This window comes from Staphylococcus piscifermentans, from assembly GCF_900186985.1.
Classification (GTDB): Bacteria; Bacillota; Bacilli; order Staphylococcales; family Staphylococcaceae; genus Staphylococcus; species Staphylococcus piscifermentans.
In genome coordinates this window covers 1,708,883-1,730,946 of sequence record NZ_LT906447.1, presented here as the reverse complement: position 1 = coordinate 1,730,946, position 22,064 = coordinate 1,708,883, and the positions used below count along the sequence as shown (strand labels likewise).

Sequence of the window (22,064 nt, the reverse complement as noted above, 5' to 3'; positions counted from 1 at the left end):
GGATTTAACCGTGTCAAGTAATGAATTATTGTTAGCAACAGAGTATTTAGAAAAAGAAAAGAAAATTCCAAGAGAAGTATTAATCGATGCAATTGAAGCAGCTTTGATTACAGCTTATAAGAAAAATTATGAAGCTGCGCGTAACGTCCGTGTTGAATTAAATATGGACGAAGGTACTTTCAAAGTGATTGCACGTAAAGAAGTAGTAGATGATGTATTCGATGACCGTGAAGAAGTGGATATCAGTACAGCATTAGAAAAAAATCCAGCTTATGAAATCGGCGATATTTACGAAGAAGATGTAACACCTAAAGACTTCGGCCGTGTAGGTGCCCAAGCTGCTAAACAAGCAGTAATGCAACGTTTACGCGATGCTGAACGTGAAATTTTGTATGATGAGTTCATCGACAAAGAAGAAGATATCGTCACAGGTATCATCGACAGAGTCGACCATCGTTATGTCTACGTTAATTTAGGCCGTACAGAAGCTGTATTGTCTGAAGCAGAAAGAAGTCCAAATGAAAGCTACATTCCTAATGAACGTATCAAAGTATATGTAAATAAAGTAGAACAAACTACAAAAGGACCTCAAATTTATGTATCAAGAAGCCATCCTGGTTTATTGAAGCGTTTATTTGAACAAGAAGTGCCTGAAATTTATGATGGTACTGTAGTGATTAAATCAGTAGCACGCGAAGCAGGCGACCGTTCTAAAATCAGCGTTTACTCTGACAATCCAGATATCGATGCTGTAGGCGCATGTGTAGGTTCTAAAGGTGTACGTGTGGAAGCAATTGTAGAAGAACTTGGCGGAGAAAAAATCGACATCGTTCAATGGAACGAAGATCCTAAAGTATTCGTTAAAAATGCTTTGAGTCCTTCACAAGTCCTTGAAGTAATTGTAGATGAAACAAACCAATCTACAACTGTCATTGTTCCAGATTATCAACTTTCATTAGCAATTGGTAAACGTGGCCAAAACGCTCGTTTAGCTGCGAAATTAACTGGTTGGAAAATTGATATCAAATCAGAATCAGATGCCAGAGAAGCGGGTATTTATCCAGTTCCTGAAGTAGAAGAAACTGACGAAGAGCCAGCAGAAGATTTAACTGAAGAAGTAGTCATCAATCAAGTTGACGAAGAACCTGATGTGGAAGCAGAAGAAGCAGCTGAAATTGAAGAGGCTGAAGCAACTGAAGAAGCGGACACAGAAGAACTTGAAGACGAAGCAGTAGCTTCAGAGATTGAAGAAGCAGAAGCTGAAGAATCTGCAGAAGAAGAAGCAATCGAAGAAACATTTGAAAAAGATTCTAAAAAAGACGTAGAAGAATAATTTGGAGTGAATAACTTTATGAAGAAAAAGAAGATTCCAATGAGAAAGTGTATTCTTTCTAACGAAATGCGTCCCAAAAATGACATGATTCGTGTGGTTATCAATAAAGAAGGAGAGATTTCTGCGGATGCTACAGGTAAGAAGCCTGGGCGCGGTGCTTACGTTTCTAAAGACGTCGCACTTGTTGAACAAGCACAGAAAAAAGGCGTGCTTGAAAAGTTCTTCAACTCAGATGTAGAAACGCTTGCTCCTGTATACAAAGAAATCATACGTCTCATCTACAGAGAAGAGATTCCAAAATGAATAAGAGCAACATCTTGAATTTTTTAGGATTGGCAATGCGCGCTGGTAAAGTTAAAAGCGGTGAATCCGTCATTTTAACTGAAATCAAAAAGAGAAAAGTCTCTTTAGTGATTCTTTCAGAGGATGCTTCGGCAAGGACTGAGAAAGATATCAGCCAAAAATGCGAAAGTTACCAAGTCCCATTACGTATATTCGGAACCAGAGAAGAACTTGGGCAAGCCCTAGGTAAATCATCTCGCGTGAATATCGCTATAATGGATAACGGTTTTGCCAAAAAGCTATTATCAATGATAGATGAATAACGTAAGGAGTGATTATATGAGTAAACAGAGAATTTACGAGTATGCAAAAGATTTAAATTTAAAAAGTAAAGATGTTATTGATGAATTGAAAAAGATGAATGTAGAGGTGTCTAACCATATGCAAGCGTTAGAACCTAACGAAATCAAAGAATTAGATAAAAAATTCAAACCAGGTTCATCTAAAGATAAGCAAGATAATAAAGCTGCTCAAAATAATCACAAAAAACATCAAAATAACAATAAAGATAAAAACAATAATAATAGCGGCAACGCTAAAAAGAACAACAATAAAAAAGACAACAAGAAAAATCATAATAACAAAAATCAAAAAAATAACAAAAACAATAAAAACAACAAGAATAATAAAAATCAAAAACAAGCACCTAAGCAAGAAACTGTAAAAGAAATGCCAGAAAAAATTTCTTATACTGAAGGCATTACGGTAGGCGAATTAGCTGAGAAAATGAATATTGAATCATCTAATATCGTTAAGAAATTGTTCCTATTAGGAATCATGGCGAATATCAACCAATCACTAGATGATGAAACAGTTGAATTGATTGCTGATGATTATGGCATCGAAATTGAAAAAGAAGTCGTTATCGACGAAGAGGACTTAGATATCTACTTCGATGATGAAGAAGAAGATCCAGATGCAATTGAACGACCTGCAGTTGTTACAATTATGGGACACGTTGACCATGGTAAAACAACATTGCTTGACTCCATCCGAAACACTCATGTGACTGAAGGTGAAGCAGGCGGTATCACACAACATATCGGTGCTTATCAAATTGAAAATGATGGCAAAAAAATTACTTTCTTAGATACACCAGGACATGCTGCCTTCACTACAATGCGTGCGCGTGGTGCACAAGTTACCGATATTACAATTTTAGTAGTAGCTGCAGATGATGGTGTAATGCCTCAAACAATTGAAGCTATCAACCATGCTAAAGAAGCTGATGTGCCAATTATCGTAGCAGTCAATAAAATTGATAAACCGACAGCAAACCCTGATCGTGTAATGCAAGAATTGACTGAATATGGTTTATTCCCTGAAGACTGGGGCGGCGACACAATCTTCGTACCACTTTCTGCCTTAAGCGGAGACGGTATTGATGACTTGCTTGAAATGATTGTCTTAGTTTCAGAAGTACAAGAATTAAAAGCAAATCCAGAAAAACGTGCTGTAGGTACTGTAATTGAAGCAGAACTTGATAAATCTCGCGGACCTGCCGCTTCATTACTTGTTCAAAACGGTACATTGCATGTCGGTGATGCAATCGTAGTCGGCAACACTTACGGCCGTGTACGTGCAATGGTCAACGATATCGGTAAACGTGTTAAATCTGCTGGTCCTTCAACACCTGTTGAAATTACAGGTATCAACGATGTACCGCAAGCTGGCGACCGCTTCGTTACTTTCTCTGACGAAAAACAAGCACGTCGTATTGGTGAAGCACGTCATGAAGAAAGTATTCTTCAACAACGTCAAGAAAGTAAAAATGTGACATTGGATAACTTGTTTGAACAAATGAAACAAGGTGAAATGAAAGACCTTAACATTATTATCAAAGGTGATGTACAAGGTTCTGTAGAAGCACTTGCTGCATCATTGATGAAAATTGATGTTGAAGGCGTTAACGTACGTATCATCCACACTGCTGTGGGTGCAATCAATGAATCTGACGTAACATTAGCAAATGCCTCAAATGGTATTATCATTGGATTTAACGTACGCCCTGATTCAGGTGCAAAACGTGCTGCTGAGCAAGAAAATGTAGATATGCGTTTACACTGCGTTATTTATAACGTAATTGAAGAAATTGAATCAGCAATGAAAGGTATGCTTGATCCTGAATATGAAGAAAAAGTCATCGGACAAGCTGAAGTTCGTCAAACATTCAAAGTGTCTAAAGTCGGTACAATTGCTGGTTGTTACGTGACTGACGGCAAAATCACTCGTAATGCTGGTGTACGTGTCATCCGTGACGGCATCGTAGTCTTTGAAGGTCAATTAGATACATTGAAACGTTTCAAAGACGACGTTAAAGAAGTCGCACAAGGTTACGAATGTGGTATTACAATCGAAAAATTCAACGATATTAAAGTCGAAGACATCATTGAAGCTTATGAAATGGTAGAAATCGAAAGATAATATTGTTCTTAAAAAATGCACTTTCCTTAGTTGGAAAGTGCATTTTTTACGTAATCTTATTCCTCTCAGCACTAATTCCATTAAATAGTGGTAAAGTAAAGAAATAACTAACAGCGATGGGAGGATTTCAATGTTAACGAATATTTGGTTCAATTTAGGTTGCGACGATTTAGAGAAAAGCATGAAATTTTATAAAGATATTGGCTTTACGATTATTCAACAACCTGAACAAGAAGGGGAAATGTTTGGTTTTAAAGCGCAAACAGGTTCACCTGTTATGGTTGTGTCGAGAGAGCGTTTTAAACAATATATAGGAAAAGAAACAACTGGAAATGATGTATTAATTTCCTTATCAGTGAAGACTGAAGAAGAAGCGGATAAACTTGCGAAGAAAGTAGAAGCGGCTGGTGGCGTTATTAAAGACGCACCCAAAGTCAGAAATAATTTCTATGGTTTCTCATTCCAAGATATTGATGGGCACTTTTTTAATATCATTGTAATGGCTTAAGAGGATATAAAATTATGATTCATTTTTGCAGTAGTTACGTTTCAAAATGAAACGCCAATCAAAAATGAAATGTAAAAAATTGGTGTTTTCTGTTCCTTATTATACAGTTACGCAACTGTTGAAAAGGCTTGTGACCATTTAAAAGTATAGAATTTCCTTGTAATAACAATGATTCTAAAGAAAGAAACAGTTAAAAGAGCGTTGCACAGACGCGCACTAAAATGAAATGTAAATTTTATTTTGAAATGAATGACTTAACGTTTACGCATTCTTTACATGCTTAACTGTAACTTTACATTCATTAGTGCTCATGTATGTGATTAAACATCACTCTATAAGGGAAAAACTTTGTCAACAAGGCGATTTTAGTCTATAATTTTGGATTGAAGCAAATCGTTAAATGTAGATTAGAAGAGGTGAATTAAATGAGTAGGATGAGAGCAGAACGTGTTGGTGAGCAAATGAAAAAAGAATTAATGGATATCATCAATAATAAAGTCAAAGATCCACGTATTGGCTTTATTACGATTACAGATGTTCAACTCACTAACGATTTATCATTAGCTAAAGTATACTTGACTGTATTAGGTAATGATAAAGAAGTTGAAAATACATTCAAAGCACTTGAAAAAGCTAAAGGATTTATTAAATCTGAATTAGGTTCAAGAATGCGCTTAAGAATTATTCCTGACTTACAATTTGAATATGATCATTCAATTGAATACGGAAATAAAATTGAAAAAATGATTCAAGATTTACACAAAAAAGATTAATGAATCATTTATGACACAAGCTGTATTTCTCTTAAGGAGAGATGCAGCTTTTTAATATGCAAAATTAACATTTGCTTATTTTTACTATTTCTTAAGTTTAAACTGATGTAAAATAGATATGGTACGAATAAAATTTGAGGTGTTTAAAATGGATGGTATTTTACCTGTTTTTAAAGAACGCGGTCTTACAAGCCACGATGTAGTCTTTAAACTACGTAAAATTTTACATACTAAAAAAGTAGGGCATACGGGGACGCTAGATCCGGAAGTGGATGGTGTATTACCTGTATGTGTAGGGAATGCTACTAAAGTAAGTGATTATATTATGGATATGGGCAAAGCATATGAAGCAGAGGTTACAATCGGTTTCAGTACAACGACTGAAGACCAAACTGGAGAAGTGTTAGAAACAAAAAGAGTTGAAGCGGACACTTTATCAATTGCGGAAATTGATAAAGCAATCGATTCGTTTAAAGGTGAAATTGAACAAATTCCGCCTATGTATTCTTCTGTAAAAGTGAATGGGCGTAAATTATACGAATATGCACGTAACAACGAAACAGTCGAACGACCGAAACGTAAAGTAAGTATTTACGACATTGAACGAACATCAGAACCGCAATTCCATGATGGCATTTGCACTTTTAATCTTGCTATTCGTTGCGGCAAAGGTACTTATATTCGTACACTAGCGACTGATATAGGAAAGGAATTGGGTTATCCTGCACACATGTCTCGCTTAACACGTGTCGAAAGCGGCGGCTTCCAAGCCCATGATAGTTTGAAATTAGACGAAATAGAAACACTTTTTAAGCAAGAATCATTACAGGAACGCTTATTTCCTATAGAATATGGATTAAAGGGATTACCGCATATTCAAATCAGTAATCCAGAAATGAAAAAACGTATATTAAATGGTCAGAAGTTTAATAAAAACGATTTTGAGGAAGCGATTGAAGGTATCACTGTATTTATGGATAGTGATTCTGGTAAAGCACTCGCGCTTTATATCCCGCATTCTGAAAAACCCAATGAAATCAAGCCGAAGAAAGTTTTTAATTAAAGGAGAGGCGCACTATGAAAGTGATAGAAATTACACATCCCATTCAACCAGATCAATATATACAAGAAGACGTTGCAATGGCATTAGGCTTCTTTGATGGATTGCACAAAGGGCATGCACAAGTATTTCATGCATTAAATGAAATTGCTGAAAAGAAAAATTTAAAGAAAGCAGTAATGACCTTTGACCCACATCCGTCAGTCGTTCTGAATCCGAAACAAAAAAGAACAGATTATCTTACACCTTTAGCAGATAAGGTTGAGATTTTGGAAGCTTATGATATTGACTATGTGATTATAGTGAACTTCACTTCTAAATTTGCTGATTGTTCAATCGAAGAATTCGTAGAACAATATCTTGTAGCTAATCATGTGAAAGAAGTGATTGCTGGCTTTGATTTTACTTTCGGGAAACATGGGAAAGGCAACATGTCAGTACTAAAAGAATTAAAAGATCATTTTAATACGACTGTAGTGAGCAAACAAGAAATGTATTCTGAAAAAATTTCCACTACTGAAATCCGTCGTGCTTTAAAAGAAGGCAACTTGAAAAAGGCTAACGAAGAATTGGGCTACCGTTATCGTATTAAAGGGACAGTTGTTCAAGGCGAGAAACGGGGTCGTACAATCGGTTTTCCTACAGCTAATATTGAACCGAGCGATGATTATGTTCTACCTAAAAAAGGTGTCTATGCAGTGAGCTTGGCAATTGGTGCAGAACAACGCATTTATCGCGGAGTTTGCAATGTCGGCGTAAAACCTACGTTCCATGATCCGAAAAAATCCCATGTAGTGATTGAAGTGAATATTTTCGACTTTGATCAAGATATTTACGGTGAACGTGTGGTGGTATTTTGGCATCACTATTTAAGACCTGAAGTTAAGTTCGACGGTATTGATCCGCTCGTTGAACAAATGAATAAAGATAAAGAACAAGCGAAATACTTATTATCTGTTGATTTCGGTGATGAAGTATCATATAATATTTAGGTCGGAATGATTGTATTCATTACAATCAGATTGAACTTAAACAGTCCTCTATCTTGGTAGGTCGAGACTCCGACGCCTCACTCAGACTGAGGAGACTATATAATTAAAGGAGGAAATTGACTATGGCAATTTCACAAGAACGTAAAGACGAAATCATTAAAGAATACCGTGTACACGAAACTGATACTGGTTCACCAGAAGTACAAATCGCTGTATTATCTGCTGAAATCAACGCATTAAACGATCACTTACGTACACACAAAAAAGACCACCATTCACGTCGTGGCTTATTAAAAATGGTAGGTCGTCGTAGACATTTATTAAACTACTTACGTAAAAAAGATATTCAACGTTACCGTGAATTAATCAAATCATTAGGTATCCGTCGTTAATCTTTTTCAGTAATTAAACTGATACCATTTAGAGGAAAGAACCATCGTTGGTTTCTTTCCTTTTTTTATAGGATTAATAGAATCCAGAATATAAATATGTACGCGTAAATGATATGATAGAAGTATTAAATGTTAAAGAGGTAGTAATAGAAAGGAGATTCCTAATGTCTCAAGAAAAGAAAGTGTTTAAGACTGAATGGGCCAACCGACCATTATCGATAGAAACTGGACAAATGGCGAAACAAGCAAATGGGGCGGTACTTGTACGTTATGGCGATACAGTTGTATTATCTACAGCCACTGCATCAAAAGAACCCCGTGACGGTGATTTCTTCCCATTAATGGTCAACTATGAAGAAAAAATGTATGCGGCAGGTAAAATTCCTGGGGGCTTTAAGAAACGTGAAGGGCGTCCAGCTGACGAAGCCACATTAACTGCACGATTAATCGACAGACCAATTCGTCCTCTATTCCCTAAAGGTTATAGACATGACGTTCAAATTATTAATATGGTATTGAGTGCAGATCCTGATTGCTCACCTGAAATGGCAGCGATGATCGGTTCATCTATGGCATTGAGTGTTTCTGACATTCCATTCCAAGGTCCGATTGCAGGTGTCAATGTCGGTTATATTGATGGCGAATATGTCATTAACCCGACAGTAGAACAAAAAGAAGTTTCACGTTTGGATTTAGAAGTTGCCGGTCATAAAGATGCGGTAAACATGGTTGAAGCTGGCGCAAGCGAAATCACTGAGAAAGAAATGCTAGACGCAATCTTCTTCGGTCATGAAGAAATCAAACGCTTAGTTGACTTCCAACAAGAAATTATTGATTATCTTCAACCTGAAAAAACGGAATTCATTCCTAAAGAGCGCGATACTGAAGTTGAAGAAAAAGTCACAGCTTTAACAGCAGAAAAAGGATTGAAAGATGCCATCCAAACTTTCGATAAAAAAGAACGTGAAGAAAACATCGACGCGATTCGTGACGAAGTGATTGCTGAATTTGATGATGAAGAAAATCCAGATAATGAAGAGGTACTCGCTGAAGTTAACGCTATCTTAAATGATTTAGTGAAAGAAGAAGTACGTCGTCAAATCGCTGATGATAAAATCCGTCCAGATGGTCGTAAACCAGATGAAATTCGTCCGCTCGATTCAGAAGTAGGTCTATTACCTCGTGCGCATGGCTCAGGATTATTCACACGTGGTCAAACACAAGCACTTTCTGTATTAACGTTAGGTGCAATGAGTGAGTATCAATTAATTGATGGTTTAGGTACAGAACAAGAAAAACGCTTTATGCATCACTATAACTTCCCTAACTTCTCAGTTGGAGAAACAGGTCCAGTACGTGCACCAGGACGTCGTGAAATTGGACACGGAGCATTAGGTGAACGCGCATTGCGTTATATCATTCCAGATACTAAAGACTTCCCATATACTGTACGTATTGTCAGTGAAGTATTAGAATCAAATGGTTCTTCATCACAAGCATCAATTTGCGGCTCTACGCTTGCCTTAATGGATGCCGGTGTGCCAATCAAAGCACCTGTAGCTGGTATTGCAATGGGTCTGGTAACACGTGATGACAATTACACAATTTTAACGGATATCCAAGGCATGGAAGATGCTTTAGGCGATATGGACTTTAAAGTAGCAGGTACTGAAAAAGGTATTACAGCCATCCAAATGGATATTAAAATTGATGGTTTAACACGTGAAATTATCGAAGAAGCTTTAGAACAAGCACGTGTAGGTCGTTTGACAATCTTAAATCATATGCTTGAAACAATTGACCAACCACGCCCTGAATTAAGTGCTTATGCACCTAAAGTAGAAACAATGACAATCAAACCTGAGAAAATCAGAGATGTAATTGGACCTGGCGGTAAGAAAATCAATGAAATCATTGATGAAACCGGTGTTAAATTGGATATCGAACAAGACGGTACAATCTTTATCGGTTCAGTTGATCAAGATATGATTAACCGTGCACGTGAAATTATTGAAGATATTACACGTGAAGCGGAAGTCGGCCAAGTTTACAATGCGAAAGTAAGACGTATTGAAAAATACGGTGCTTTTGTAGAACTTTTCCCAGGCAAAGATGCTTTATTACACATTTCTCAAATCGCAAATCAACGTATAAATAAAGTTGAAGATGTGTTGAAAATGGGAGATACGATTGAAGTCAAAGTCACTGAAATCGATGATAAAGGCAGAGTAAATGCTTCCCACCGTGCATTATTAAATAAAGAAGATTAAACCAATGCAACCAGAAGGATATTTGCGTGAATGCAGATATTCACTTCTGGTTTTCTTTATACATACAAGCTGCCTCTGATCCCCGTGTGAAGTAGTGTACATTGCGCCTATTTTAACCTATAATATAATATGAATACTTATATGGTCGGGGAATTATAAATAGGAGGTAACATTTTGAATTTAGTAAAGAAAAAGAATAATGATATTCGCATCATCCCGCTTGGCGGCGTGGGTGAAATTGCGAAAAATATGTATATCGTCGAAGTAGACGATGAAATGTTTATGCTGGATGCAGGATTGATGTTCCCAGAAGATGAAATGCTGGGCGTCGATGTTGTCATTCCAGATATTCAGTATGTCATTGAAAACAAAGATAAACTAAAAGGAATTTTCCTTACACATGGTCATGAACATGCGATAGGTGCAGTAAGTTATGTACTTGAACAAGTCGATGCGCCCGTGTATGGCTCGAAATTAACACTTGCATTAGTAAAAGAAAATATGAAAGAACGTAATATTAATAAAAAAGTACGTTATTATACAGTGAATGATGAATCTGTTATGCGTTTCAAAAACGTTAACGTGTCATTTTTCAACACAACACATAGTATTCCAGACAGTTTGGGTGTAATTATCCATACTTCTTACGGTGCAATTGTTTATACCGGCGAATTTAAATTCGATCAAAGTTTGCACGGCAACTATGCACCTGACTTGAAAAAAATGACTGAAATCGGCGAAGAAGGTGTATTTGCTTTAATCAGTGATTCTACTGAAGCTGAAAAGCCTGGCTACAATACACCAGAAAATGTGATTGAGTCACATATGTTAGATGCCTTCACAAAAGTGAATGGTCGTTTAATTGTATCTTGCTATGCATCTAACTTTATCCGTATCCAACAAGTATTGAATATTGCAAGCAAACTCAATCGTAAAGTATCCTTCTTAGGTCGTTCTTTAGAATCATCATTCAATATTGCACGTAAAATGGGATATTTCAATATTCCTAAAGACTTATTAATTCCAATTAATGAAGTTGAAAATTATCCTAAAAACGAAGTCGTTATTATTGCGACAGGTATGCAAGGTGAACCTGTTGAGGCTTTAAATCAAATGGCCAGACAAAAACATAAAATTATGAACATCGAACCAGGCGACTCTGTATTTTTAGCGATTACCGCTTCTGCCAACATGGAAGTAATCATTGGTGATACATTGAATGAATTAGCACGTGCTGGTGCCGAAATTATTCCAAATAGCAAGAAAATCCACGCTTCAAGTCATGGTTGCATGGAAGAGCTCAAAATGATGATCAACATCATGAAGCCAGAATACTTTATCCCCGTCCAAGGCGAGTTCAAAATGCAAATTGCCCATGCTAAATTAGCAGCTGAAGCGGGCGTAGCACCAGAAAAAATCTTCTTAGCTGAAAAAGGAGATGTATTGAATTTCGATGGTAAGGACATGGTGTTGAATGAAAAAGTAGAATCCGGAAATGTCTTAATTGACGGTATTGGTGTCGGTGATGTCGGTAATATCGTATTACGTGATCGCCACTTGCTTGCTGAAGATGGCATCTTTATTGCGGTAGTAACACTTGATCCGAAAAACAGAAGAATCGCAGCAGGTCCTGAAATTCAATCACGTGGATTTGTTTATGTGCGTGAAAGTGAAGAATTATTGAAAGAAGCGGAAGAAAAAGTCCGCGAAATTGTTGAGCAAGGTTTACAAGAACGTCGTATCGAATGGTCTGAAATCAAACAGAATATGCGCGATAAAATTAGTAAATTGTTGTTTGAAAACACTAAGAGACGTCCGATGATTATTCCAATCATTTCAGAAGTTTAGTTGAATAAATTGTATTAGATGATTAAATACACAGATGCTATGGTGTCCTCATAAAGGTATGCCATAGCATTTCATGTTATTTATCACATTGCTTTAAATAAGAAAGTAACACTATTTTTGCTTTAAATGTTAAAATATAAGGATAGTGTTATAAGCTGGCAACTACTTAGGGAGCGGGACAGAAATAATTTTTGATTTAAATTATTTCGTCTTCCTGCCCCTAAGAGATACATAAATAGTGTCATTATTTTTATTGAAAAGAAGGTGTATGTTTTGGCACAAAGAAAGAAAAGAACGACCAACACTAGAAAAAAGACAACTGCTAAGAAGAAATCTTCTAAAAAGAAACAAAATGAAGCGCCATTGCGCTATATTGCAGCGATTATAACTGTAGTCTTAGTCGTTCTAGGTGCCTTCCAATTAGGTATTATCGGTCGAGTGATTGACTCATTTTTCAATTATCTATTTGGATACAGCAGATATTTAACTTATATATTAGTGATATTAGCCTCAGGATTCCTTGCTTATAATGGTAAATTACCAAAAACACGCCGTTTAACAGGTTCTATTGTTTTGCAATTTGCATTATTATTTGCGGCACAACTTTTTTTAGTATTTACCAAAGGAGCAGCTGGCGATAGAGAGCCTGTCTTATCCTATGTTTATCATCAATATGATCACTCGCACTTTCCTAACTTTGGTGGCGGGGTTATCGGATATTACTTAGTACATTTATCTATACCGCTTGTATCAATTATCGGCGTAGTCGTATTTACAATTATTTTGTTTATTTCAAGTATCATTTTATTAAACAAACAACGTCATCGTGATGTAGCGAAAGCTTTTTTGGAAAAGTTGAAATCAGGAAGCCAATCTGCAGCGATACATAGAAAAGAACGTAAAGAGCGTCAAGCGGAACGTGCTGAAGAAAAAAGACTGCGTAAGGAAGAAAAAGCACGAGAGAAACAAGAGCGGGAAGCACAAAATGAAGTCAAAGATGTCAGTGACTTTACGGAAATTCCAATACCAGAATCAGAGAAGCCGGATAGTGCGATACCGATTTATGGTCATAACGACAAAGAGAAACAACAAGCTGCTTCTGCTCAAACTCCAGAACCATCATCGGAAAACAACGTAACAGAAGTGCCGCGCAAACGACCTAAACGACAACTGGTGGAAGAGGATAACTCAGAAGAAACATCTAAGGAAGATATGAGCTCGATTTCTGATGCGGGCGAAGTTGAGAATACAGCATACAAGTTACCGCCTTTATCACTTCTGAACACCCCTGCAAAACAGAAAACTACTTCTAGAGCAGAAGTGCAGAAGAAAGGCCGTTTGTTAGAAACAACTTTGAAAAACTTTAATGTCGATGCGAAAGTGACGCAAATTAAGATCGGACCAGCTGTAACTCAATATGAAGTACAACCTGCACAAGGTGTGAAAGTCAGCAAGATTGTGAACTTGCATAATGATATAGCGCTTGCTTTAGCCGCTAAAGATGTACGTATTGAAGCGCCAATCCCAGGCCGTTCTGCTGTAGGAATTGAAGTACCTAATGATAAAATCTCACTCGTCTCCTTAAAAGAAGTATTAGAAGAAAAATTCCCATCTAAGAATAAATTAGAGGTAGGTTTGGGTAGAGATATATCAGGCGACCCAATAAGTGTTGAATTAAATAAAATGCCGCACTTACTTGTGGCAGGTTCAACTGGTAGTGGTAAATCTGTTTGTATTAACGGTATTATCGCAAGTATTTTATTAAATGCGAAACCCCATGAGGTTAAATTAATGCTAATTGACCCTAAAATGGTAGAATTAAATGTATACAACGGAATTCCGCATTTATTAATTCCAGTTGTCACGAATCCTCATAAAGCATCACAAGCTTTAGAAAAAATTGTTGCTGAAATGGAACGTCGTTATGACTTATTCCAACACACTGGAACTCGAAACATAGAAGGTTATAATCGTTACCTGAGACGTCAAAATGATGAATTAGAAGAAAAACAATCCGAGCTGCCATATATCGTGGTCATCGTGGACGAGTTGGCAGATTTAATGATGGTAGCGGGTAAAGACGTAGAAAATGCCATTCAACGTATCACGCAAATGGCACGTGCAGCAGGTATTCATTTAATTATTGCAACACAACGTCCATCAGTAGACGTCATTACTGGATTGATTAAAAATAATATTCCATCAAGAATCGCCTTTGCAGTAAGTTCGCAAACTGACTCTAGAACAATTATTGATAGAGGCGGCGCTGAAAAGCTGTTAGGTAAAGGGGATATGTTGTACTTCGGTAACGGCGGTTCTATTCAAACACGTATCCAAGGTGCTTTCTTAAGCGATGATGAGGTACAAAACATAGTCAATTATGTAGTAGAACAACAAAAAGCCAATTATGTTAAAGAAATGGAACCAGATGCACCAACAGATAAAGCTGATGCTAAAAGTGAAGATCCGTTATATGAAGAAGCGTATATGTTTGTAATTGAAAAACAAAAAGCAAGTACATCTTTATTACAACGACAATTCAGAATTGGTTATAACCGAGCATCACGATTAATGGATGATTTAGAAAGCAACAATGTAATCGGCCCACAAAGAGGAAGCAAACCGAGACAAGTATTAGTAGATTTAGATAATGGTGAGGTGTAAAGAGATGACAAATACTAATTCTATATACAGAATCAAGGAATGGATCTTAAATGCAATTGATGAGGGTACTTTGCAACCGGGAGACCCGGTGCCGAGTACATTATCTATTGCACGAGAAGTAAATGGTAAAACAGATGATGTGTACGATGCGATAGATGAACTGATCACAGAACAAGTTCTGACTCAAAGCTTTGAGGCACAAGCAACTGTTAAAGAATCTCAGCCATTCTTTTATCCTTTAGACAAATTGCTCAGCATTGGAAAAATGATTGAAAATGAAGGCTATCAAGCGGGGACAATTTTCATGAATTTGGACCAGCAGCCTTCTACTATGCTTGATCGCAAAGCTTTAGATTTAAGAGAGGGAGAATTTGTAACATTAATCGAACGGATTCGTACTGCCAATGGTCGCCCAGTGGTTTATTGTTTAGATAAAGTAGCCACAGAATATTTAACATGTGCAGCTTTCCAAGCGCATGATGAATCTATTCTTACAGCCATTAAAGCGAATGCTGATATTACGATTGCTTACTCAGAAACTGAAATTGAATCGGTCAGCTATGAACCAAGAGTTTCTGAAGCGTTAGAAGCAGCACCTAATGAAGCTTTAATGTTATTAAAACAAGTGCATTATGACAAAGACCATCGTCCAATTCTGTTTTCGTTTAACTATTTCAAAAGTGAAGTGGTTAAATTTAAAACAGTGCGAGAAACTGATCCAGAATAAAAGAGGTGTAAAAATTTGAATAAGCAGATACAATCGAAAAAAGAACCGCGTATTAAAGTAATGCCGACAGATAAGTTTAAAACGACTTTGATTACTTTTAAATTTATGGCGCCGTTAGATGAAGAGACTATGACTTCACGTTCATTATTAAGTAAACTCTTAGTAAGAGCAACGAAGAAATGGCCATCAGATAAAGCATTTAACCGTAAGTTGTCTGAACTCTATGGTGCTTATGTCAATAGTTTTGTAACGAAATTCAAAGACAAGCATGTGATTACAATTACCTTAGAATTAGTAAATGAAAGATATCTTAAACATAAAGATCCATTATTTGATGAAGGATTATCTTTATTGAAAGAAATCTTGCATCATCCGATTGTCGAAGATGGACGATTTAATGAGACTTTTGTACAACAAGAGAAGACATTGTTGAAGAAAAAGTTAGAAGCGGTCAATGATAATAAATCACAATTGGCTTTCTTAAAATTAATGGAAAATATGTTTGGTAATCAACCATACAGTTATTTAGCATCAGGTCTAAGCGAAAACATATCTAAAGTAACGCCTGAATCGTTATATCATACATACCAATCTATGCTAGAAAATGATGACTGTGCAGTTTATGTGGTTGGAAATGTTGATTCAGACATAGTCAAACAAAAAATCACAAACATGTTCCATATTCAACCGCTTCACCAAGTTTCACACGTCATACAGCCACAACGCCAAGTAGATGAATTGCCGCAAACTATTATTGAACACGACGAATTAGACCAAGCTAAATTAAATATAGGTTTCAGATTTCCTACATACTATGGCGAACCTGATTATTATACATTTGTAGTGTTTAACACAATGTTCGGTGGAGATCCTTCTTCTGTATTATTTAATGAAGTGCGTGAAAAGCAAAGCTTAACTTATTCTATTCACTCACAAATCGACGGTAAGAACGGCTATATGTTCGTGTTGAGCGGGGTAGCAGTTGATAAATATGAACGCGCTAAAGATACTATTATTGATGAATTTAAGAAGTTCCAGCAAGGTGAGTTTACAGAAGAGAAATTAGAACTGGCGAAAAAGATTTTAATTTCACAAAGAAATGAATCTCAAGACCGTCCGAAAAGTATGGTAGAAATTGCACATAACCAAATTTTACTGCCGGAAGATTTAACAAATGGAAATTATGGTCAAAAGATTCATGAAGTAACAAAGGAAGGTATTATTAATCTGACTAATCGTGCCATCCTGGATACAATCTATGTACTCACAAAGGAGGATGAAGCAGAGTGAACAAGAAATATTATGAATTAATAGATGAAACTGTTTATGAGAACCAAATGGATAATGGTTTAAAACTCTTTATCATTCCTAAAAAAGGGTTTCAAAAAACTTTTGTAACCTATACAACCCAATTTGGTTCACTCGATCATAAATTCAAACCTTTAGGCAGCAATGAATTTGTAACCGTACCAGACGGCGTCGCACACTTTTTAGAACATAAGTTATTTGAGAAAGAAGAAGGCGACTTATTCACAGAATTTGCTGAAGACAATGCACAAGTTAACGCGTTTACAAGCTTTGACCGCACAAGTTACTTATTCAGCGCAACTTCTAATGTAGAAAAAAATATTTTGCGTCTTATGGAAATGGTGGAGACGCCTTATTTTTCAGAAGCTACAGTTGAAAAGGAAAAAGGAATTATTGCTGAAGAAATTAAAATGTATCAAGAACAGCCTGGTTATAAATTGATGTTTAACACTTTACGCGCGATGTATGCTGACCATCCAGTGCGTGTCGATATTGCCGGTAGTGTAGAAAGCATTTACAACATTACTAAAGACGATTTGTATTTATGCTACGAAACATTTTACCATCCATCTAATATGGTGATGTTTGTAGTAGGCGATGTGGACCCTGAACAAATCAATTCACTAGTCAGCGAACATGAAGCGAAAAGAGAAATGACAGATCAGCCTGAAATCGTAAGAGATGCACTGGCTGAACCAAATGAAGTTCAGCAACAATCGGTGACAGAGGAAATGAACATCCAAATTCCAAGATTGATGTTAGGGTTTAAAAATGTACCTCCTGCAGCCTCTAAAGAAGCATTTATGAAGCGTGATTTAGAAATGACTTTCTTTTTCGAAATGGTATTAGGAGAAGAAACGGACTTCTATCAAAAATTATTAAATGATGATTTGATAGATGATACCTTTGGCTATCAATTTGTGATGGAGCCTACATACAGCTTCTCATTAATAACGAGCTCAACGCCTGATCCTGACCAGTTAAAGCAAATGTTGTTAGATGAATTAAAAGAAAAAGTAGGACAATTAGACGATAAAGAAGCCTTTGAATTATTGAAAAAACAATTTATCGGAGAGTTTATTTCAAGTTTGAATTCACCAGAATATATTGCTAACCAATATACGAAGTTATATTTTGAAGGCGTCAGCTTATTTAATATGTTAGATATTGTGGACAGTATCACTTTAGAAAGTATTAATAATGCGGCTTTATCCAGTTTAAACTTTGATGAAATTACAGATAGCCGTTTGGAGATTAAAAAATAATGAAAGCCTTAGTTATCGGCGGTTCTGGTTCTATAGGAACTGCAATCGTAGAACGTTTATTAGCGGATAATTATGAAGTCATTGTGCATTACAACCGTTCTGATTTAAAATTGTTGCAACAAAAGTATCAAAATCAAAATGTCTCATTTGTACAGTGCGACTTAGCATCTTCATCAGAAGACATCATGCAACATTTCGAGTTTATCCAGAATTTGGATTGCCTGATTTATGCAGCAGGACAAAGTGTCTACGGCATGCTTCAAGACATGGATGATGCTTTAATTGATCAATGTTATCGTATTAACGTGAAAAGTTTAATGCAAATTTCTAGAGGCATGATAAATCAATTGCGCAAGAGTGACCATGGCCGAATTATTGTTATCTCTTCAATTTGGGGAGAGACGGGTGCAAGTATGGAAGTCGTGTACTCTGCTATGAAAGCAGCACAGATCGGATTTGTTAAAGCACTCAGCCAAGAACTTGCATTAACCAATGTGACAGTGAATGCTGTAGCGCCCGGGTTTGTAAGTGGCAATATGGCTGATGAATGGTCGGACATAGAACGTGCAGCCATTATTGACGACCTTCCTCAACAACGTATGGTAACGCCTGAAGAAGTAGCGTTTAGTTGTGCATATTTGTATCATCCAATGGCACAAAGCGTGACGGGTACTGTACAGAAAGTGAATGGCGGTTGGTATATTTAGTTGCGGATTTCATATTCATAATTCCTGAGAAAATGCTATAATGTAACTAATCTTTTCACTCGTACATAGAATGTTGAGGTAAAAGGTATCATAGTGTTCTATTTGATGTTTGAACTAAGGGGCGTGGAAAAACATGATAGCACCAGAGCGTAAAATTGAATGGTATTTAGAATATGAAATCACATTTAACAGAGCGGGCTTATTAGGAGACGTCTCAAGTCTTCTTGGCATGATGGGTATCAGTATTGTAACCATCAACGGCGTTGAACAAAATCGTCGCGGCTTGCTTATTCGAGCTGACAGTATTGATAAGATGCGACGTTTTGAGGATATTGCAAATCAGATTGAAGAAATCTCGATTACGAAACTTCGTAAGCCTGAACTCAGAGATCGTTTAGCTGTACGTCACGGCAGATACATCAAGCAGGATGCCGATGATAAGAAGACTTTCAGATTTGAACGAGAAGATTTAGGTTTGTTGGTTGACTTTATGGCTGAAATTTTCAAAGAAGATGGTCATAAATTAATAGGTATCAGAGGGATGCCTCGAGTAGGCAAAACGGAGTCTATCGTTGCTGGAAGTGTCTGTGCACATAAACGTTGGTTATTTATCAGTTCTACATTGATTAAGCAAACTGTACGTAATTCATTGCTTAAAGGTGAATATGGGCCTGAACATGTCTATATCATTGACGGTGCTGTTACAGCCAGAGAACAAGACCCTAAACATCGACAATTAGTGGATGAAGTGATGGCTTTACCGGCAATCAAGGTAGTAGAGCATCCGGATTTGTTTGTAGAGTCTTGCGATTATCGTCTTGACGATTTCGATTATATTATTGAATTGCGCGAAACAGACGATCAAGAAATCAAGTATGAACATATGAAACAAAAAACAGTCAAAAGCAAGAATAATTTGGACTTCGGCGATACGTTTGACGAATTTGGCGGAGGATTTGGATTTTTTGAATAAGGTTTCAAGGAGGGTAAACGGATGAGCAATACAATTGGTCAAACTTTAAAAGGCAAAAGAGAACGCTTAGGTATGACTTTAAATGAATTAGAAAAGCAGACTAGTGTGAAAAGAGATACACTCGTCTTAATCGAAAATAATGAGTTTGAAATGCTCGATAATCCGGCTTACGCTGAAGGTATTATTATGAAGTATGCTAAAGCAGTCAATACGGATGCTTTAATCTTAATCCAACATCATAAAGAGGAACTGCCTCCTTCTGTAAATCGTCAATATGACCAATCGATTGAACAATTCAGCAGTTCAAATCCGCCGATGTATAAAACTCAGAATAAAGAATCTAGAGAACTCGTGATATGGTTATCCGGATTCATTATTTTAGCTTTAGCTTTATGGGTAATAGCAGTAATTTTGTTATAATTTGATTAGTTAGAAAAGAGGAGTATGTTATGAATCTGCCCAACCAGATAACTATCTTTAGGGTAATTTTAATACCGGTATTTATAATATTTGCTTTAGTGAATTTCGGCTTTGGCAATATGTCGTTTATCGGAGGCTATGAAATACGTATTGAACAATTTATCAGCGGTGTAATTTTTATAGTGGCTTCATTAAGCGACTTTGCTGACGGCTATTTAGCGCGCAAATGGAATTTAGTAACCAATATGGGTAAATTCCTAGATCCGCTTGCAGATAAATTGCTAGTAGCAAGTGCACTTATTGTCCTTGTGCAATTAGATTTAACTAATTCAGTGGTGGCAATTATCATTATTGCACGTGAATTTGCGGTTACAGGCTTACGTTTATTACAAATTGAACAAGGATTTGTCAGTGCTGCCGGCCAACTAGGCAAGATTAAAACAGCAGTTACAATGGTTGCGTTAGTATGGATTTTATTAGGTGAACCATTAGCAATGTGGATTGGTTTCCCATTAGGTCAAGTCTTATTGTATATCGGCGTATTCTTTACAATCTTGTCTGGAATTGAATATTTCTATAAAGGCAGAGATGTTTTCAAACAACATCAATAAATAGTTGCGTAAGGGTGCCATAAATACAGTTATTTATTATTTGAACGATTTTCAGTGCAAATGAGTTCACAAATGACTGTGTTTGTGACACCCTTATATTTGTGTAGAATAGGAAAAGAAACCATGCGGAAAATGGGGGAATCAAAATGAAAATATCAATCGTAGCAGTAGGCTCTGAATTACTATTAGGTCAAATATTAAATACCAATGCTAAATACTTAGCGCAATTGTTCAATGGAGTAGGTTTGAATGTGATGGAACAGTCTGTCATCGGAGACAATCCTGCCCGTTTAGAACGTTTGTTGAGACAGACTTTGGAAGAGAACGACACAGTTATCATGACTGGAGGCTTAGGTCCCACAAAGGATGATTTGACTAAGCATACAGTAGCTAAAGTCTTTGGAAAAGAACTCGTTACTGATAATGAAGCCTTAGAATATATAGAGAATTACTTTAAAGCACAACATCAAGAAATGAGTGAGAATAATAAACAGCAAGCTTTAGTAATTGAAGGGGCGAAAGTTTTACCGAATAAAGTTGGTATGGCGCCTGGAATGCTAGTTGAACAAGATGGTAAACGTGTTGCTTTAATGCCTGGTCCTCCAAGAGAAATGCAGCCTATGGCGGAGAATGAATTGCTTCCATATTTATTAGAAGGAGACAAATTAATCTTTTCCGAACAATTAAGATTTGCAGGTATCGGTGAATCAAGAGTAGAAACTGAACTCATGGATCTTATTGATGCGCAATCAAATCCGACTATTGCTCCTTTAGCGGGTGCTCATGAAGTTTCAACCCGTTTAACAGCTAATGGCAAAAATCAAGAAGAATGTGAGAAATTGATTGCTCCTATCAAAGCAGAGATTCTGAAACGCATTGGTAAGTACTATTATGGTTCAGATCAAACTAAAATCGAACAAGCAGTTTTAGCCAAATTACCTGGCAGTTTCGCTATATATGATGGAGTTACTTCAGCTGAAATTTATTCGAGATTGAAAGAGTACGATATGGATAACAAGTTAAAAGGAATGTTGTTGGATAATGATAAGTACGTAAGCAGCACATCCAGCTTAAATGAACGTTTAAAACTTGCAGCTGCTTATGTCAGAGATTTCTATCAAACAGACATCGGCCTTTCCTTATTGCATGATGGTGAAAATGTCCATTTAGGCGTACTTACTGATAAAGGATTCAACAGCGAAGAATTTGTTATGACGCAGAAAAGAAATTTAATTAAGCACAGAACGCCAAATTATGTCTATATTCGTTTAATTAATTTATTTTCTTAAAGGATAAGCCCTTGAAAATGTAAAAAAACAGGTACGGGTGTTCGTGTAAATGTGTTTTACGAATGAAAATAATCGAACAAACATTCGCAAATTGCTTGTAATTTCTCATCAAACACTGTATAGTATTAATTAAGATAATTAAGAGACTAAATCTCGAC

At 36.5% G+C, this 22,064-nt stretch carries 20 protein-coding genes; all 20 read left to right on the top strand.

Features of this window, described 5'->3' with window-relative positions:
* The first annotated feature begins 10 nt into the window (after positions 1 to 10).
* Complete coding sequence (gene nusA, locus CKV71_RS08105; RefSeq protein WP_095105622.1) at positions 11 to 1,333, top strand: transcription termination factor NusA; 1,323 nt, start codon at positions 11 to 13, stop codon at positions 1,331 to 1,333.
* 18 nt (positions 1,334 to 1,351) lie between these two features.
* Positions 1,352 to 1,636, top strand: coding sequence for an RNase P modulator RnpM (gene rnpM, locus CKV71_RS08100; RefSeq protein WP_095105620.1), 285 nt, complete (start codon positions 1,352 to 1,354; stop codon positions 1,634 to 1,636).
* A complete protein-coding gene (locus CKV71_RS08095) occupies positions 1,633 to 1,938 on the top strand; it encodes a YlxQ family RNA-binding protein (RefSeq protein ID WP_095105618.1) in 306 nt (101 codons plus the stop codon). Before rnpM ends, CKV71_RS08095 begins: the two co-directional genes overlap by 4 nt.
* A 16-nt stretch (positions 1,939 to 1,954) precedes the next feature.
* Positions 1,955 to 4,099 (top strand): translation initiation factor IF-2, encoded by a 2,145-nt coding sequence (infB, locus tag CKV71_RS08090; RefSeq protein ID WP_095105616.1) that lies wholly within the window; start codon positions 1,955 to 1,957, stop codon positions 4,097 to 4,099.
* Between the two features lie 130 nt (positions 4,100 to 4,229).
* Positions 4,230 to 4,607 (top strand): VOC family protein, encoded by a 378-nt coding sequence (locus CKV71_RS08085; protein ID WP_095105614.1) that lies wholly within the window; start codon positions 4,230 to 4,232, stop codon positions 4,605 to 4,607.
* Between the two features lie 425 nt (positions 4,608 to 5,032).
* Entirely contained in the window at positions 5,033 to 5,380 is a 348-nt protein-coding gene (gene rbfA, locus CKV71_RS08080; protein WP_095105612.1) for a 30S ribosome-binding factor RbfA, read from the top strand.
* A gap of 148 nt (positions 5,381 to 5,528) precedes the next feature.
* On the top strand, positions 5,529 to 6,443 hold the full coding sequence (gene truB / locus CKV71_RS08075) for a tRNA pseudouridine(55) synthase TruB (protein WP_095105610.1): 915 nt from the start codon (positions 5,529 to 5,531) through the stop codon (positions 6,441 to 6,443).
* A gap of 14 nt (positions 6,444 to 6,457) precedes the next feature.
* Positions 6,458 to 7,432 carry a bifunctional riboflavin kinase/FAD synthetase gene (locus tag CKV71_RS08070; RefSeq protein WP_095105608.1) on the top strand — a complete coding sequence of 325 codons (975 nt, stop codon included), beginning with the start codon at positions 6,458 to 6,460 and terminating at the stop codon, positions 7,430 to 7,432.
* Positions 7,433 to 7,554: 122 nt separating this feature from the next.
* Complete coding sequence (gene rpsO, locus CKV71_RS08065) at positions 7,555 to 7,824, top strand: 30S ribosomal protein S15 (protein ID WP_095105606.1); 270 nt, start codon at positions 7,555 to 7,557, stop codon at positions 7,822 to 7,824.
* Positions 7,825 to 7,988: 164 nt separating this feature from the next.
* Positions 7,989 to 10,094, top strand: coding sequence for a polyribonucleotide nucleotidyltransferase (pnp, locus tag CKV71_RS08060; protein WP_095105604.1), 2,106 nt, complete (start codon positions 7,989 to 7,991; stop codon positions 10,092 to 10,094).
* Positions 10,095 to 10,268: 174 nt separating this feature from the next.
* Complete coding sequence (gene rnjB, locus CKV71_RS08055; RefSeq protein ID WP_095105602.1) at positions 10,269 to 11,942, top strand: ribonuclease J2; 1,674 nt, start codon at positions 10,269 to 10,271, stop codon at positions 11,940 to 11,942.
* Positions 11,943 to 12,215: 273 nt separating this feature from the next.
* Complete coding sequence (locus CKV71_RS08050; protein WP_095105600.1) at positions 12,216 to 14,606, top strand: DNA translocase FtsK; 2,391 nt, start codon at positions 12,216 to 12,218, stop codon at positions 14,604 to 14,606.
* 4 nt (positions 14,607 to 14,610) lie between these two features.
* Positions 14,611 to 15,333, top strand: coding sequence for a GntR family transcriptional regulator (locus tag CKV71_RS08045; protein ID WP_095105598.1), 723 nt, complete (start codon positions 14,611 to 14,613; stop codon positions 15,331 to 15,333).
* Between the two features lie 60 nt (positions 15,334 to 15,393).
* Complete coding sequence (yfmF, locus tag CKV71_RS08040; protein ID WP_095107282.1) at positions 15,394 to 16,623, top strand: EF-P 5-aminopentanol modification-associated protein YfmF; 1,230 nt, start codon at positions 15,394 to 15,396, stop codon at positions 16,621 to 16,623.
* Complete coding sequence (gene yfmH, locus CKV71_RS08035) at positions 16,620 to 17,906, top strand: EF-P 5-aminopentanol modification-associated protein YfmH (RefSeq protein ID WP_186824441.1); 1,287 nt, start codon at positions 16,620 to 16,622, stop codon at positions 17,904 to 17,906. The genes yfmF and yfmH overlap by 4 nt, the downstream gene beginning before the upstream one ends.
* Positions 17,906 to 18,613, top strand: coding sequence for an elongation factor P 5-aminopentanone reductase (gene ymfI, locus CKV71_RS08030; RefSeq protein WP_095105596.1), 708 nt, complete (start codon positions 17,906 to 17,908; stop codon positions 18,611 to 18,613). The genes yfmH and ymfI overlap by 1 nt, the downstream gene beginning before the upstream one ends.
* 133 nt (positions 18,614 to 18,746) lie before the next feature.
* Positions 18,747 to 19,586 (top strand): DUF3388 domain-containing protein, encoded by an 840-nt coding sequence (locus tag CKV71_RS08025; protein ID WP_095105594.1) that lies wholly within the window; start codon positions 18,747 to 18,749, stop codon positions 19,584 to 19,586.
* A 21-nt stretch (positions 19,587 to 19,607) separates the two neighbouring features.
* The gene (locus CKV71_RS08020; protein ID WP_095105592.1) at positions 19,608 to 20,006 is read left to right on the top strand and encodes a helix-turn-helix domain-containing protein; all 399 of its coding nucleotides are present in this window, start codon (positions 19,608 to 19,610) and stop codon (positions 20,004 to 20,006) included.
* Between the two features lie 29 nt (positions 20,007 to 20,035).
* On the top strand, positions 20,036 to 20,617 hold the full coding sequence (gene pgsA / locus CKV71_RS08015) for a CDP-diacylglycerol--glycerol-3-phosphate 3-phosphatidyltransferase (RefSeq protein WP_095105590.1): 582 nt from the start codon (positions 20,036 to 20,038) through the stop codon (positions 20,615 to 20,617).
* Positions 20,618 to 20,763: 146 nt separating this feature from the next.
* Positions 20,764 to 21,906 (top strand): CinA family nicotinamide mononucleotide deamidase-related protein, encoded by a 1,143-nt coding sequence (locus CKV71_RS08010; RefSeq protein ID WP_095105588.1) that lies wholly within the window; start codon positions 20,764 to 20,766, stop codon positions 21,904 to 21,906.
* Positions 21,907 to 22,064 lie beyond the last annotated feature (158 nt).